At 44.4% G+C, this 14,052-nt stretch carries 19 protein-coding genes; 1 reads left to right on the top strand and 18 read right to left on the bottom strand.

Going from position 1 to position 14,052, the window contains the following annotated elements:
• Window positions 1-2 precede the first annotated feature (2 nt).
• From E1160_RS10405 to E1160_RS10490, 18 genes are all read right to left on the bottom strand, one after another.
• Entirely contained in the window at window positions 3-674 is a 672-nt protein-coding gene (locus E1160_RS10405; RefSeq protein WP_155155094.1) for a hypothetical protein, read from the bottom strand.
• Window positions 674-1,060: a hypothetical protein gene (locus tag E1160_RS10410; RefSeq protein WP_155155095.1), complete on the bottom strand. Its 387-nt coding sequence runs from the start codon at window positions 1,058-1,060 to the stop codon at window positions 674-676. Before E1160_RS10410 ends, E1160_RS10405 begins: the two co-directional genes overlap by 1 nt.
• On the bottom strand, window positions 1,041-1,178 hold the full coding sequence (locus E1160_RS10415) for a hypothetical protein (RefSeq protein ID WP_155155096.1): 138 nt from the start codon (window positions 1,176-1,178) through the stop codon (window positions 1,041-1,043). The genes E1160_RS10410 and E1160_RS10415 overlap by 20 nt, the downstream gene beginning before the upstream one ends.
• A gap of 67 nt (window positions 1,179-1,245) precedes the next feature.
• A complete protein-coding gene (locus E1160_RS10420) occupies window positions 1,246-2,478 on the bottom strand; it encodes a P22 phage major capsid protein family protein (RefSeq protein ID WP_155155097.1) in 1,233 nt (410 codons plus the stop codon).
• A gap of 14 nt (window positions 2,479-2,492) precedes the next feature.
• A complete protein-coding gene (locus E1160_RS10425) occupies window positions 2,493-3,296 on the bottom strand; it encodes a hypothetical protein (RefSeq protein WP_155155098.1) in 804 nt (267 codons plus the stop codon).
• An 18-nt stretch (window positions 3,297-3,314) separates the two neighbouring features.
• Entirely contained in the window at window positions 3,315-5,234 is a 1,920-nt protein-coding gene (locus E1160_RS10430) for a portal protein (RefSeq protein ID WP_155155099.1), read from the bottom strand.
• A complete protein-coding gene (locus E1160_RS10435) occupies window positions 5,231-6,571 on the bottom strand; it encodes a phosphatase (RefSeq protein ID WP_155155100.1) in 1,341 nt (446 codons plus the stop codon). Before E1160_RS10435 ends, E1160_RS10430 begins: the two co-directional genes overlap by 4 nt.
• Complete coding sequence (locus E1160_RS10440) at window positions 6,553-6,828, bottom strand: hypothetical protein (RefSeq protein ID WP_155155101.1); 276 nt, start codon at window positions 6,826-6,828, stop codon at window positions 6,553-6,555. The genes E1160_RS10435 and E1160_RS10440 overlap by 19 nt, the downstream gene beginning before the upstream one ends.
• Before the next feature lie 72 nt (window positions 6,829-6,900).
• Window positions 6,901-7,716 (bottom strand): DNA/RNA non-specific endonuclease, encoded by an 816-nt coding sequence (locus E1160_RS10445; protein ID WP_155155102.1) that lies wholly within the window; start codon window positions 7,714-7,716, stop codon window positions 6,901-6,903.
• Between the two features lie 145 nt (window positions 7,717-7,861).
• Window positions 7,862-8,557 (bottom strand): hypothetical protein, encoded by a 696-nt coding sequence (locus E1160_RS10450; protein WP_155155103.1) that lies wholly within the window; start codon window positions 8,555-8,557, stop codon window positions 7,862-7,864.
• Window positions 8,558-8,644: 87 nt separating this feature from the next.
• A complete protein-coding gene (locus E1160_RS10455; protein ID WP_155155104.1) occupies window positions 8,645-9,049 on the bottom strand; it encodes a DUF6362 family protein in 405 nt (134 codons plus the stop codon).
• 15 nt (window positions 9,050-9,064) lie between these two features.
• Window positions 9,065-9,574 (bottom strand): hypothetical protein, encoded by a 510-nt coding sequence (locus E1160_RS10460; RefSeq protein ID WP_155155105.1) that lies wholly within the window; start codon window positions 9,572-9,574, stop codon window positions 9,065-9,067.
• Window positions 9,549-10,406, bottom strand: coding sequence for a hypothetical protein (locus E1160_RS10465; RefSeq protein WP_155155106.1), 858 nt, complete (start codon window positions 10,404-10,406; stop codon window positions 9,549-9,551). Before E1160_RS10465 ends, E1160_RS10460 begins: the two co-directional genes overlap by 26 nt.
• 268 nt (window positions 10,407-10,674) lie before the next feature.
• A complete protein-coding gene (locus E1160_RS10470; RefSeq protein ID WP_155155107.1) occupies window positions 10,675-11,487 on the bottom strand; it encodes a hypothetical protein in 813 nt (270 codons plus the stop codon).
• A gap of 189 nt (window positions 11,488-11,676) precedes the next feature.
• The gene (locus E1160_RS10475; protein WP_155155108.1) at window positions 11,677-11,997 is read right to left on the bottom strand and encodes a DUF1064 domain-containing protein; all 321 of its coding nucleotides are present in this window, start codon (window positions 11,995-11,997) and stop codon (window positions 11,677-11,679) included.
• Between the two features lie 2 nt (window positions 11,998-11,999).
• A complete protein-coding gene (locus E1160_RS10480; RefSeq protein ID WP_155155109.1) occupies window positions 12,000-12,263 on the bottom strand; it encodes a DUF2312 domain-containing protein in 264 nt (87 codons plus the stop codon).
• Between the two features lie 118 nt (window positions 12,264-12,381).
• Window positions 12,382-12,882 carry a hypothetical protein gene (locus E1160_RS10485; protein ID WP_218048838.1) on the bottom strand — a complete coding sequence of 167 codons (501 nt, stop codon included), beginning with the start codon at window positions 12,880-12,882 and terminating at the stop codon, window positions 12,382-12,384.
• Between the two features lie 204 nt (window positions 12,883-13,086).
• Complete coding sequence (locus E1160_RS10490; protein WP_155155111.1) at window positions 13,087-13,314, bottom strand: hypothetical protein; 228 nt, start codon at window positions 13,312-13,314, stop codon at window positions 13,087-13,089.
• Window positions 13,315-13,421: 107 nt separating this feature from the next.
• Between E1160_RS10490 and E1160_RS10495 the strand changes: the two genes are divergently transcribed.
• The coding region (locus E1160_RS10495) for a helix-turn-helix domain-containing protein (protein WP_155155112.1) at window positions 13,422-14,052 on the top strand (631 nt) is incomplete at its 3' end.

The raw sequence follows: 14,052 nt of genomic DNA on the forward strand, positions 1-14,052 counted from the left end.
TTCTACCAGCTTGGCCCAAAGCCACCAGTATTATCGCCACCTTTTGACCCTGACTGACTACCTTCATTTTGACCGCCAAGACCATTACCAGAATTAACATCCCTACCAGCAATTTCATTTCTGCTTGCTGCTTCGCGATTGGCATCCCTCAGAGCTTTCGAGCCATACCCCCCAATACCTTGAACACCAACTGAAGAAGCTGTCTTTCCGGCAAGTTCCCGAGATGCCTTTTCATTCTGTCGCCCATATCCATCACCGAACAAACCAAAAGTGATCTCGTTAAAAAAAGCACTTACTGGATTGAAGTTTGTCGGCTGCAGGTCCTTATCTAGATGACTATAATCATTCTTAAAGGTTTCATTTAAGGTATCCATGCGCGCGCCTGCTGCCTTTCCAATAAAGGAGGCGCCCGGAATGGGTGTAATTGCCCCCAACACCGTACCGACATTCTCATACCCCACCTCGCCTAAGTCGTCCAAACTGCCATTAGTAGGGGTGTGATCAGACCCACGCCCCTCACCGTTGCGCCCTTTAAATGAAGATTGACTTGAGGCTCTTGGCACTGCGCCAACTCTCAAAGCGTTTGTTGGTGTTTTCGGCTCAACAGGTCTAAGGCTTGTTAATACCTTTGCGCCGTTAAAGCCCGTCTTTCCTGTATAGAGTGCGTTTGACATTAGAAATACCTTCTATGAGCAATCATACTTGTTAACGTTGCATCATGCGAAGTATTAGGTAGTGAGAAATACTTTGATGCGAACAATGCTGAACCTTGGTCAGCTTTCTTAGCAATAGTAAGTGTTAGGGGCTGGTTAAAAGTATCTGTTAATTGGACCGCTAAAAGGTATCCCGTTCCTTGCAACAAAGAATCTGGATGAGGAAAGTCATCGGTGGCTTTGAGAGTAGTGTGCTCAAAATCCAAAGTTTCAGACATAGCGGCAAGCATATCATTCAATGCCTCAACACCATCTGCCATATCCGCTGCCGAAACTGATTGCCCTGCAGCAACTACCTTCAGATGCCGCAGAGCTCTTTCAACTACCTTACTTACTTTTGTCGGCATTTTTCAGCTTTGCTGGCGTATCCACCCAACCTTGTGGCAACTTACCATCTTCGAAGATTTTTCCCTTTGGATGATCTTTGTGATACCCCCATGCAGGGGATTTATTTTGTTCTGACATATATTTTCTCCTAGAAACACGAACGGCCCCCGAAGGAGCCGCATCGTGTAAGGTTATTGATTGAAGATTAACCGCTAAAGCGATGTGCTAAGCGAGGGTCAATAGTTGTGGTTCCAAAAAGAACATCTAGTCGCCATTTAGAGACATCATTCCCGCCATCGTAAACAGGGATCAGTCTCACACTCAAACCTTTATAGGTTTGACGTGATACCTGAACGGCCCCCGGAGGAGCGACCAGCGGTACAGACGTTAAGGCGAAGGCTTTCTTGTTGAATGTGATATTCTGACGATATCCTTGTCCGCCCGTTCCCATTACAGTAATTACAGCATTATCTGCAGGAGAAGCACTCACGGTCTTAAATGCGCCTTCTGAAACGATGGCGGGAGAAATGGTTAGTTCTGCATTACCTGCACCATCAGAATCAGCGTTGGACTTAACCACAAACTGACGCAAGAATGGCAAGGTCGCTTTTGTTACAGGGTTAACAGCAAATACGCCTTCTATGGTAAATACATCACCCTTGTTTAGGATGCCATTCGTAGAGGCATCCCAACCATCGGTAGACAGGGTTTGTTGGCCTGTATCCTTAACAGTTTCGTACGCAACGTTCTGACTAGCCCCTTTTACTAAAGGTGTGCCCGCTGCTACCCCGACAACATGAGTAGGTACGTTTTGGGCCATATTAGTATCTACACCGCCAATTTTGCCTAGATGCCCATTTCGATAAGCGCCTTTGGCAGCGTCTTGGATGTAAAGGGATGTCTGAGAGCCCAATAAGCCCCAGTGATCACTAGGGGATAAAATACTACAGCGATCTGCCGTAGGGTTCGCCATCTCGTCCATACGTTCGATAGGCCGAGCATAGCTGGCATATGATTCTACCTTATTGCCCGGGGTTCCTACCCAAGACGGAATATCTTTATAGAGTTCCATCACATCCATATCGATATTATTTGCCAGCTGAACCATTGCAGGTTTAATTACACGCTCTGAAAGCTTCTTAATGCTTAGGGTTAAGTCAGTGGAACTGAACTTAAAATCAATCCCCCGCATTTTATCCACCCGTACAGTGCGCTTACCTTCCACAACATCTTGCGTAGACATTGTTTCACCTTCACGTACTGTAAAGTCTGTAGGCACGCGAAAACTTACCGTATCGCCGGGTTCGTAGCCGTTCTGCGATTGAGTAAAGTCTTCCTCATAGCCACGGAAAACCTTTTTCGCAGCTACTAATTCGTTATCCAAAATCATCACAGCTTCTTTGGTGATGATATCGGCTGTTAATGTTGTATTAGCCATTTCCTCAACTTTCTTTAATCGTTGGATTCACGCCACTTCACATATTCTCCCATCGACATATCTTTAGGGTCCTTATTAGGATTATCCCCTCCCTTTACCAATGGTGTGGGTGGCGTGGATTTAGTTGGTGTTGGGGCAGGTTTGGTGGTTAGTTTTGCACCAATTCTACCCATTTCTTGAATTGCAGCGATGGGACTCATTTCAGCTATTCGCGCCGAAAGCTCAGGATTCTTTCCAAGATGATAAGCAACCTTATGACCACCTTTCATCTCAAGAAGGGTCTCAGCCATCACAGGCGAAATAGGCAAGTCATGGTGAAAGACCTTTTCAAAATCTGCGAACTCATCAATTCCACTATCTAAGAGCGCTTCTTGCTTTTCCTGATAAGTTCGAATTTGATCTTGTTGAATTTGCTTTTGCTCAGCGTCACTTGATGCCTGCTCACGCTCTAAACGCTTCCGTTCGGCACCATACTCACCAAGAGCAATATGATAATCGTCGATATCTTCGAAATCTTCTGACTTTGGGCGCTCCAACTTCACCGGCTCTTGTGGAGGTGTCGGTTGTTGATTACGCAAGGCTTCCACTTCGGCACGTAAACGTGCGTTTTGGCGTTCAAGCTTGCCCGGTCTGTTACGTTTTGGCTTTTCTTCTTCGCCACTCTCCTGATCGGTATCCTCACCGTTCTCAGGTTGTTCATTTTCGGGGTCCGATACTTCCTCCCCCTGATCAAGTTCTTCGCCTTGATCTACTTCGTCAGGCAACCGTTGATCTTCAATTGCATCCGGATTTACGTCTTCCATATCTTCAATGTGCATTTATCTTCCTTTCGGTACTCACCGTTCTGGCATCAAAAAACCCGCCTCTTGCGGGGCGGGCTGTTGGGGTTGAATTAATCCGTGTAATTCCTGCATGACCAGTTGTCGGACAACTTCTTGCAGGGATACATCTCGTTCACTTATGTTGAGTTGTTTTTCAACATTGGTAAGTCGCTTTGTTTCCAAGTCTTCTTGCTTATGAGCAACCTCCAATTCAAGTATTGGGTTTGGTGGCGGTGGTGGCGCCTGCTCCCCTTCTTCACCAACTAACTCAGGTGGCATTGTTTTCTTCATTCGCTCGGCGATTTCATCAGCTCCAGGCCAATCCAAATTCTTAAATAGCAAATCACCAATAGTCGCCATCATCTGAGGATTGGACTGAATAAGTGCTTGCATACCGTCAGCCGCTTCCATCCGTTTCGTAGAATATTGCGGCCCTGTGGTAACTGTCACATCATACTTACCTACAGAAAGGTCGTTCATAACGATCTCTGCACCAGTTGCAGCATCAATCTCTGTCTGGTTAACAGAAACAAATTCCTCCGTATCATCCTCACCTAGAATGCGTACAATACGTCCTGTGTCATAAACACGAGGGATAAGATCAATCAAAAGCTGTCCGCAGTAACTAATAGCGATGGAAAGGTTATCCATATAGACGTAAGTGCCAATATCAGATTCTTGCTGTCGCGCTTGGATAGCTTTACCACTTGTCTCGTTGGATCGTGCGCCTAGGGCAGCATCATAAATGCCGACCGTAGATTTCATATCATCAGAGGCAAGCGCAGATTCTTGAAGCATAGCGGCGGGGATGTCAGGTGGACGCTCTCTTGTAGGTGGTGGTGCATTATCTACAGGCTTATATGGTAAAAACGGTTTTGATCCTTGGTTTGCATTCGCCCAAAAGTCTTTGAAGTCCTTAACTTGATCCTCTGCTACAATGTAAGGTGCTTTAGGTTGATCGTTTAACATTTCAGCGCCAATAGTGCGGAAATAATTATAGAGTCGTTGCGGGTCTTTCGCGTTTCTAACGATTCCGTGTCTGTGCACTTTATTACCCATTGTAACTTCTTCACCAACAACAGGAATTACAGGAATATTTTTGCCATCCCAATCATGAGGGCCGTCAAGGACCTCTGCACCATTCACGATGCACATCTTGATTTGCTCAACATCAACCACACGTTCCTGTATGATTTGCACCGTATCTAAGGCGCCTAACTGCTCAATGGTTTCTTTATGTACTACCTCACCAGTGCTAAGCATTACAATTGTCTTCTTATGCTTTTCTTTGAACCAATACTCAGCGACACGAACGGTTTCGATGTTTACCCAATCACCATAGTCATGGTTTTCTGTTTCAAATCCGACTAGGCTTGCCTTTGGATATTGTGCTTTAAATGCCTCCATACTCAGGCGTGACGGGATGAAACAATATTGAGCATCTTCTTTAGTTATTTCTTTTGCGTCAGGGTCCCAAACCACACCAAAAGGATCATCAATGCGCTGAATACGCAAATCCTGATCAAAACTATCATCGTCAGCATATTCTTTAATAATTCTGAAATGACCTAACCCGCAAATGACAGCATGCTCAGCAGCCGTAACATACGCATTCTTCGCACGGCTCTTCTGCTCAATATTACGTATAAGCCCGGTTAATACTTTTGCGATCTCTTTATCAGCCTGATCATCAACCGGATTAACCTTAATAGCAGGACGATTGATACGAATATCACCCGTCACCTGACGTACGTATTGAGGGATACGGTTGATAGTGAGCATAGGACGGTCTTTGCGTGCCCTGCGCGCCTCTTCGGGCCATTGATACTCACCGCCAATACGAAATTCCAAATCTTCTCGTGCTTCTTCCCGATTTTCACGGTCAAAGTCCATCGCTCGACTATATCTCTCTCGCATGTCTTTTAGATTAATCATGAACCCATCCAACTACCGCCACTCCCACTTTCAGAGAGCCAGCTATTCACACTTTCAACTTTTTTCTTAACGGGATATGCAAAAGTCAGAGATAAAGCATCTGCAATATCCGGACTTTGCTCTAATTGATCTTTAGGAATTAATTGTAAGCGATCACCAGCACCAGCCATATAGGCGATACTTCGTAAATCACGCTTCAAATCCTCTTTGTATTCACTATCCTCAGGCAAGGAACCATTCTCACCGATCCATGAACGCGCCTTGCTGTACATCTCAGCCCGCTTATTCTTGAACAAGGTACTTTCTGTCGCTTGCTCACCAAACTTCACACCTCGAATGACATCCCTATAGCCCCACTCCGTAAGCAGGTCGATAACCCCAGCACCGCCTCCAGCTTCTGCAGCATCAATAAAAACCATATCTGCCTTAAAGCTCTTAATGCAGGTTTCAACGATGATTGTTGCTATTTGCTTGGTCCAATTCGTTCCGCTTGGATGCAGAACCTTAATCATCTTCGTTTCATCGCCTTGACGATGGTAAATGACATTCCTGTCGCGGCTCATAGCCAAATCAACGCCAGCGATCCGAACAGCATTGTCGTAAGTTCCCGAAGGGTGCTTTCTTGCAAATGCCTCTGTTATAAATTCATCTTCGATATACTGGTTTTCAGTACCATCTAAGAATTTAGCGTAGATTTCCTGATCAACATATTTATCACCACCAAGCCGTCGAAGCTCAACCTTGAGGTCGTCAATTGCTTCTTTAGACAAAAGAGGATTGTCATAGGTGGTAAAACTAAAATGCTTCCAATCCTTCACGCCTGCCTGTTCTTGCTGGCAAAGTTCATAAAACTGGTTCTTACCCTTTGGAGCACCACCGATAATTGCCCGACTTTTAGGATTATCCAGTAACATAGGGCGTACCGCATTAGCCCAAAGATAAGGATTCTTGAGAATGATCCCTGCCTCATTCAGAATGACCAGATCATAACCGAACCCCTCCCAGTTCTCAGGCTTGTCGGCGGATCGGAAATCACAGACACTATCACCGATCATTACCTTGTTATCGGTCTTATCCCATTTCCACATATCTGGCGGAAGCTGTCTAAGTGTGGGCATCCAGTAACGTTCAATGTAACGCTTGATATTAGCACTAACAGTATCCCCCCAAAGAATACGCTGAGAGCGGCCTATCATCTCTGCGTCAATGGTCCAATTACTTACGCCGTGTGTAAAACCAAAACGGCGGCCCTTAGCCACCGTCTTAAATCTTGCTGCATCTTCAAATAACCGAAGCTGAGGCTCGGTGTATTCTACGTTTAACTGGATTTCTCGCACGAGATTAATTGCCGCTTAACCACAAGCTCAATTGCTTTGCCATCCTTGCCGCTCAACTCAGCCTTCAACTCCTGCGGTAGTACCTTCCCAAGCAAAGTACAGAAAGTCTTTGGGTCTTCGTGTGCTACGCTTACCAAATAGCTTTGCCCGCCTACCTCCTCAAAAGCATTCATAATTGCAGTCTTAAGTTTAGACGTGGTTGCATTAGGTGTTCCCTTTGTGCGACCTCCTGTTTTAGCCTGCCCTTTGCCTGCCATCTCTATTTCTCTCTACTTTAGACATAAAAAAAGCGCCCCGAAGAGCGCTTGTGTTTTAAAACTACAATGTTCCTATTTACCTAAACTTTGAAGTTGCCGGAAAGAAATCTCACAACTCTGCCAATCATCCTTAGGATGACAGCCAAACTCTCTATCACCTTCAAGTTCATTCCAGAACAGATAGTAGCTATTTGTGCCGCTCCCATCTACAACAGCTTTCCAGAATGCGTGCGGAACAGCGATCTTATGTTTCTTTCCAATGAACTTCTTTTCTTCATTATTTATGAATATCGTTGCTGCAGAAAAATGAAGCTCTTCGCCATCTTTTAAGCGTTTACGGTTATGCGTCTCAAAGTCATACCAAGCGCCGCCTTGACTATTAAACTGTGGTAACTGTGGTGCGATATTGGACATGTAGTTGATCTCAAATACTGTACAAGCATCATCAATATCTTCGATAGGAAGTTTGTCTTGACCTTCAAGCTCAGCATCCATTCCGTCATTATCACGATCGCCACCGGACACGAAATACGGTACTAAATGCCCACGATGATAACCGCTATTCGTGTAGTCAGACGTCACCACTTGGTTCTCCTCAGGAAGTGCTGGATCAGGTTTAAAGGATTTCCAACGACCTTCTCTTTCCGGAGTATCTAAGTATTCCGTCTCACCCTTCCAAAATGAGATAAACGGTATGTTGTTAACATGGTCATAAGCCGTAACATAACCGCGACGCACAATGACTTCATCAAGGGTAAATGGGATAGGTCCAGGTGTATGCTTGTCAAACCAAGTCTGTTTAGCATCCCCTTCTAATTCTACACATTTAGGCGCGGCCAAACTCGGCGTCGCGATAAGTGCAAATACAACAGCCAGTATCTTTTTCATAATTTCCCTTCCTCCTAAGTGAAAGAAAGGAATACACTTGAATCGAGATTTCAGGCAACAAAAAACCCGCTGACCTTTGGGCAACGGGCATAAAGATTTCAATATTAAGTGATTTGTACCCTAAAAGTGCGACATTTGCAACATTTTAATTTTTTTCTAATAGACATCCGGTTGAAGAATATTCGTCTAACGTCCCCATGATATCTCTCTTTATTCCTAGAAAATTTGTGCCTCTGAATTTTATTATATCATCCAACGCAAATAGCTTTGAAGAATATTTTGCTGTCTGCTCCCAAGCATCATTATGAGAGATCTCTTCCCATTCCCAGTCGCGTACCCTTGAAGCTCCATTACCGGATTGCCTAAAGCTGTGTAAGGTTGAGATTGAGCAGTGTTCAGATAGTAACGTTTCCACTTCTGAAGCCCAGATGTCAAGACGGTCTATCCATTCAGAAAAATCTTTTTTTTCATCGTATATTGTCAGTCCCTCAAAATACTTATTTGATAGATCTTGAAGAAAACTCTCTTCATTACAAACTCTCTCAAGCTGAGTAACAAATACTTTTAATGCCTCACTCTTACTCGCATCTATTCTAGCTGGCGTAAATAAAACCTCGCCAAAAATCATAAACAAAGCTGATGCACATATTGAAACGGCACCTAATACTCCAAGTTTTAATTCGTCTTCGATATCTCCGAAAACAGGGAACATATACAACAATAAAAAGAAGAATGATGTCTGGATAAAAAACCAAACAAAGTTCTTTCGCCATCCATCATTGCTGTTTAGCAGGTTCTTACAGGCTAGCTTAAAGACCGTTATATAATATTTAAAAACCATAACCTCTCCAAAGCATTAGCATTCCGATTGCTAACACTATTACAAAAAACATCAACTCTTTGTCAGTATGGAGATATGTTTAACTATTTAAAGTAAATTTTCTTTGCTCACGATATTATCTAACGCATAGCCTTTCCAGCGGCGTATTGTTGCCCTATCTTTCTTTAAACTTCTTGCGATCTTTTGAGGCCTTACACCCATCGCACAAGCAAACAATGCTTTGGCATGGCGGCGGTCCTTCACATGATTGAACCATAGTAACGCCTCATCCATTTCATCAACACGCTTACTGGATGGTGTGGCCCTTGGCATATCCTCTTCGGTATAACCGTATGCATCGAAAAACGTTTGCACCATGTCAGGCCAGCTTGACCGATAGCCCATTGGATACACATCATCCATCTTGATTGAACGTAAGGTCTCTATCGCCTCCTCTAGGCGGATAAAGACATACTCCGCATCCAAATAATCCAACTTCCTGATTACACCCATACCCTTGATCCTTCCCTACTCTGCTGCCTCTGCATTACGGCCCATACGCAAATCCAGAAATTCCTTTAGCTGATGCCCTACCCGTTGGCGCTCATCTTTATTAACTGGTTTCCAATTAGGTTTAGCTTTGAAGATTTCCTGCTTTATGCGTGATAGCTCGGCTCTCAACTTCATTCGTCCCTCTGCGCTTTCCCGACAAAATGCAAGTATTTCCGATGGTGTAGGCTGAAAGGTTTTCTCCTTTCTGTGCCGACGAAACGCATCAGCTACACAATCAGGGCTATATCCCGTTACATCTTCCATAAAGGTCAGGATACGCGCTTTAAGGTCTGTCGCATCCATTCCGTTACGTGGAGCTTGACTGCTGGCGCATTTTGCCAATTCCACAGCAAATAAGGATTGTTGAACTGGTCGTTTCATCACGTTCTCTACAAGGTTGATAGCTTGATCCAAATCATTGAGGCAGATATCCGCAGGATTGCCTATAGCGTAAACTTCGTTAATTTCGCCATTGGCTTTCAGCATCAATCTCAGCCGAGGCTTGAGCGTAGCCGGAAACGATGCCACCAGTGCCTGATCCACCGCCACCGGATCGCCCGCCTTGCCCGCTTCGATTACGGCTGGTGGAAGAGTAGTCGTTGAGTATCCAGTTTTCCCAAGTTCGGTACCAGTCGACTTTCGTTGCTGCTTGTCCAGACTTACCAATCCAGTAGTTTTTGAATTTTCTTGCTTCAATGCAGATTTGCTCATCAGTCAAACCCTCCTTATGGGCAAAGGTGATTTCTTTCTCGGTTGGTTCCCAATCCTCTGGAAGTCGTGTACCGCGTTTTGTCTTTTTGGGCGGGAGTGACGGATTTTCCGGCACCACTAAACTATCGGTCTCGGGTTCGGGTTCGGGTTCGGGTTCGGTTGTATCGATAGGGTTTCGATAGGCTATAGATAGCCCTTTCAATTCATCAAGATCACAGGCGTATTTATCAGCCTTCAAATCCTTGATTACATTGGCTTTCAGATCACAATCCGGTAATGCTAAGGCAAGCTTAACAGCGCCGATAGCGTGTTTCTTGTTGGTGGTCGGTGATTTTTCCAGAAATTTGGCTATCTTTAGGATAGATTCATCCTTGTTCCACTCTATCAATAGGGCTTTGCATAGGCTATCGATAGCCTTTAAAACTTCTGTTTCCGCCCATCCCAAATCTGCCATTGCATAGCCTATCTGTAGCCTATAACAACCAATGGAATTGGTATGGGTAGAGGTATGCAGATATAGATAAAACAATCTTGCCTTATCATCAGCCAAGCTCAAAAACCGCTTAGATTGCCATATAGTCGTGTTTATTTTTCCATAGTCACGCATCTTTGCGCTCCAATTCCTTCTTTATCTGTATACTTTTATCAGCCATGTTTATCGGCTCCAGGTGCGGGTGTTCTCATTAATACTTTATAGGCCGTACAGGTCCGCGCTACGTTCGCAGGGTTTCTATTATCAAACTGTGTAGCAGCTGCACTTATAAGGCTAACCATAGCCTCTCTATATTCTTGCTCGGCTTCTGTGGTGCATTTGGGACAGGCGTCTATATGCCGGCCATGACCTACGAAACCTTTACCGCTGCACACAGGGCATGTCATAGCAAAGCCCTCTGTTGCTCCATTACCGATCTGTTAGGAGGTAACCATTCAGCAAGCTTCTCTTCTATTTCACGATAATTTTCAGGATACTCAGCCTTAAAATTTGGGGTAAATTCGTTTTCTACCCACTGCCCTCTAGCCCCACCTTGGCTTAACCATCTTGATTGAGACCACAGGGATTGATTAAGTTTTAACTCTTTAAAATCTGTGCGTGTCACATAACCATACTTCTCAAGTAATATGAGTAATTGCATGGCTTTTATTTTCCATGGTGTAAGCATCTTAGGTGAAGGAACACCCGCGGAAACACGGGGGACAGTAATAGGTAGTTCAATTCGTTCAATTGGCGCACAGTCAAACCAATCATCATATAAAAACCATGTTCTATAATTGGCTTCTTCTGCATCAATTGGATTAGGCAGGCTTGGGTAAAAATCTATGTCCCATTTTTCGGGGGCAAGCTCAGCATCTATCAATATTTGCGAATGTCGCTGCCTCTTGTTTATGCGCAATATAGTTATACCAAGGAATTCACAGATATCCTCTACAGCGGTGTTTCTCTTGTTCGACGGTACAAGTATGGCTCGAAAGTCTGGTCCTGCCTGTTCACTGCGGCGACTTGGCAATATCTGCGAAAGAACTTTTGGATTTAGAACCAGTTTTGCCTCAATCCCGACTTGGATTTTTGATTTATCATGTAAGAGAACAATATCAAAACCACCCGTTTCAGGGTAAGCGGTCCATTCATCAGGTAGAGAGTTCAAGAAGTCTTCGCAAAGGTCTTTCTCTTTGTCATAAGTGTAGTTCATGCCTCTACTCCCTCAAATAATTTCTTCCTATCCTTAGGCATCTCCCAACAGTCCTGCTTATCCTTTGGTAGATGGTCGGAATTGTTCTTTGCACATCGGATAGTAGCGATTACGGAAGAAGGGCATGGGTTGCCATGTTCGCAGTTCTGGCATTGCTTTTGGAAAGGCATACAAGTCATACTCGCCCCCCTAAACTTCTCTGATATCGATATTGAAAAAGGCTTTCATAAGTTTCTTTTTCAATACATAAACTTTGTCTTTGCGGGTGGATGGCGATTTCACATCTTCAACGACGTTCGCGCCGCTTTCGATGTAAGAATAATCAGCCCAATATTCGCAAATCTTGATTCCGTTAAGCTCGAATTTAAACTTTGGTTGAAATTTGAGATCGGAAATTTGCCCCGCACGTTCCAACAGTTTCAAATCACCATGGCGGCGAAACTCTTTCCTGCTGGCGTAACGAACTCCGTGAACGATAACAGGCTCATTTCTGTACTTGCGAGGCTTCATGACTACATCCCAATAGCTGACATGTAGGTTTCAAGAAGTGCCTCTTGTTCAGCACGATCCGCATCATCCATCTTTCGGATTTTTAGGATTTCAACCATGGTCTTTTTATCAAAGCCATCACTAACCGCCTCGGCGAAAATTTGCTTTTCATCTTCTTGGGCTTCTTTAACTACCCCCCTTTGACGTTCAATGCGCTCTATAAAGCTGCGAAGACGTGCGCCAGTTGCGCCGCCGGGGCCTTGTTCTGTATGTGTTTGTTCAGACATTCTCTTTCCTTAAAAAAAAATGCCGTGACCCTCAGCCCGAAGGCCACGACAGTTAACAGGGAGGCTTCACGTCTGGGAGACGGTTGAAGCGTGGTCAGATTAAGCCCCTGACCAATGGCTATTCAGCGGCAACACCCCGAATAGGAATTGCTTTCGTGCCGCAAGAATACTCAACGGTTGACTTGATGTTATTCATCACGTCGTTAACACCTGTTATTGCTTTAAAAATATCCGCCTTCTCATTTGGCGTTACGTTTGTGCCGCCGGGCCCGTCAGGCGCTTGCGATTTACGAATTGTATCCGTGAGGTGACTTGTCTTACTGTGAAGAACCAACATTGCATCGGTTAAATCTTCAACCGCTTGCCCTTCTCCACCAACCTTATGAAGTAACCAACTTGCAAATGGTGCTGGATAACCTCGTTCGACACATGCTCGATCAAGCTCTACATAATAATCAATGCTTGGCAGGACATATTCATGCTCATCATTTGCAGCGTTGTATAGAGTTGGCGCCTTCAATCCGATTTTAGCAGCGGCTTCTTTTGCGCCTAAAATCTCAATGTAAAGACCTGCAACACCTGAACGCGTTAACGGGTTAACCTTCTTTTGCAAAGTCATCATAAAACCCCTTCACCGTTATGATTGTGTTGATTTTGATTGGTGGTATCTTTCACACCATGAGAAACGATACCCGACATACCCACTCTCGCAGACGCGTCAGTAGACATGGACAGCCCATTCATGTCTCTGTCGTGATCAACCGTTTTATTGATAGGTTCCACGCTAGGCATGAAGGCGGATTTACGGAACAGAGGCCAAGCATCATCCATGGGAGGAGTCCAGATTGAGTGATTTCTTTTGCAACGTAATTTCCACTCCGATCACCTTGCATATCTCGTCCATGTTCTTGGATTGAATATCTGCACCTTTTATTAATCGAGTTATGGCTTTTCCATCGTTAACTGCGGCCTTACCCAAGGTGGACAGGGAAATATTTTGATTAGAACAATATGCTTTAGCACTATCGATCAGTTGTTGTTTTGTTGACATCGCATCCTTACCTTTCAGTTAATTCGAAGAATGTGGGATTTTTCCCTCATTGTCAATGGGATTTTTCTCACATTGGCAAAACAACAGATTCAGGGGATATTTCCCACATGAGCCAAACATATGAAAATAGCGTCAAAGGGCGCGTAAGGCGTAGAATGGATGAGTTGAAGCTCAACCAGAACGCAGCAGCTATCAAGGCTGGTCTCCAGCGAACCGCCGTTCGTGATATTTTGGAGGGTAGATCCAAAAACCCTAGAGCTGATACACTAAAAAAATTAGCCGTTGCTCTAGAATGCTCTGTTGACTGGCTATCTACTGGTCACGGAGAGCCGCACACCCTTAAGTTTACCCCTACAATCCCCTCATCTTCTGAAGATGCGAACTCCAGTCAGTTTGGCGAAAGGTTAAGTCTGATAATCAGCCAGCTCGGCGGCTTAAGTAAGTCATCAGAAATACTGGGGTGCCCAGAAACATTGCTTGAAAAATGGATTATAGGCGATGAGAATATCCCAGGTAATGTTGCAGCTCATCTTTGTAGCTTAGCCGAAAAGAGTATGGATTGGCTGTTTTATGGTAAAGAGCAGAATCTTGATGAAGACTTGTTTCGTGTTGTTTGGGAAGAGTTTCACGCTGAAGCCGAGAGATTGGACTTAGAACTACCCACAGATAAGAAACTAGACTTAATATTCCTGCTATTTAAATATTTTAAAAATACCGCAAACACCAAAGAGAGGGAGC

This window comes from Curvivirga aplysinae (assembly GCF_009711445.1).
In the GTDB taxonomy this organism is placed as follows: Bacteria; Pseudomonadota; Alphaproteobacteria; order UBA8366; family Aestuariispiraceae; genus Curvivirga; species Curvivirga aplysinae.

Excerpts from the sequence above, each read along its gene's own strand:
- E1160_RS10440 (WP_155155101.1), bottom strand. The coding sequence starts at position 6,828 with ATGGCAGGCAAAGGGCAGGCTAAAACAGGAGGTCGCACAAAGGGAACA.
- E1160_RS10465 (WP_155155106.1), bottom strand. The coding sequence starts at position 10,406 with ATGCGTGACTATGGAAAAATAAACACGACTATATGGCAATCTAAGCGG.
- E1160_RS10470 (WP_155155107.1), bottom strand. The coding sequence starts at position 11,487 with ATGAACTACACTTATGACAAAGAGAAAGACCTTTGCGAAGACTTCTTG.
- E1160_RS10430 (WP_155155099.1), bottom strand. The coding sequence starts at position 5,234 with ATGATTAATCTAAAAGACATGCGAGAGAGATATAGTCGAGCGATGGAC.
- E1160_RS10485 (WP_218048838.1), bottom strand. The coding sequence starts at position 12,882 with ATGACTTTGCAAAAGAAGGTTAACCCGTTAACGCGTTCAGGTGTTGCA.
- E1160_RS10405 (WP_155155094.1), bottom strand. The coding sequence starts at position 674 with ATGTCAAACGCACTCTATACAGGAAAGACGGGCTTTAACGGCGCAAAG.
- E1160_RS10425 (WP_155155098.1), bottom strand. The coding sequence starts at position 3,296 with ATGCACATTGAAGATATGGAAGACGTAAATCCGGATGCAATTGAAGAT.
- E1160_RS10415 (WP_155155096.1), bottom strand. The coding sequence starts at position 1,178 with ATGTCAGAACAAAATAAATCCCCTGCATGGGGGTATCACAAAGATCAT.
- E1160_RS10480 (WP_155155109.1), bottom strand. The coding sequence starts at position 12,263 with ATGTCTGAACAAACACATACAGAACAAGGCCCCGGCGGCGCAACTGGC.
- E1160_RS10420 (WP_155155097.1), bottom strand. The coding sequence starts at position 2,478 with ATGGCTAATACAACATTAACAGCCGATATCATCACCAAAGAAGCTGTG.
- E1160_RS10455 (WP_155155104.1), bottom strand. The coding sequence starts at position 9,049 with ATGGGTGTAATCAGGAAGTTGGATTATTTGGATGCGGAGTATGTCTTT.
- E1160_RS10475 (WP_155155108.1), bottom strand. The coding sequence starts at position 11,997 with ATGAAGCCTCGCAAGTACAGAAATGAGCCTGTTATCGTTCACGGAGTT.
- E1160_RS10450 (WP_155155103.1), bottom strand. The coding sequence starts at position 8,557 with ATGGTTTTTAAATATTATATAACGGTCTTTAAGCTAGCCTGTAAGAAC.
- E1160_RS10445 (WP_155155102.1), bottom strand. The coding sequence starts at position 7,716 with ATGAAAAAGATACTGGCTGTTGTATTTGCACTTATCGCGACGCCGAGT.
- E1160_RS10460 (WP_155155105.1), bottom strand. The coding sequence starts at position 9,574 with ATGCTGAAAGCCAATGGCGAAATTAACGAAGTTTACGCTATAGGCAAT.
- E1160_RS10490 (WP_155155111.1), bottom strand. The coding sequence starts at position 13,314 with ATGTCAACAAAACAACAACTGATCGATAGTGCTAAAGCATATTGTTCT.
- E1160_RS10410 (WP_155155095.1), bottom strand. The coding sequence starts at position 1,060 with ATGCCGACAAAAGTAAGTAAGGTAGTTGAAAGAGCTCTGCGGCATCTG.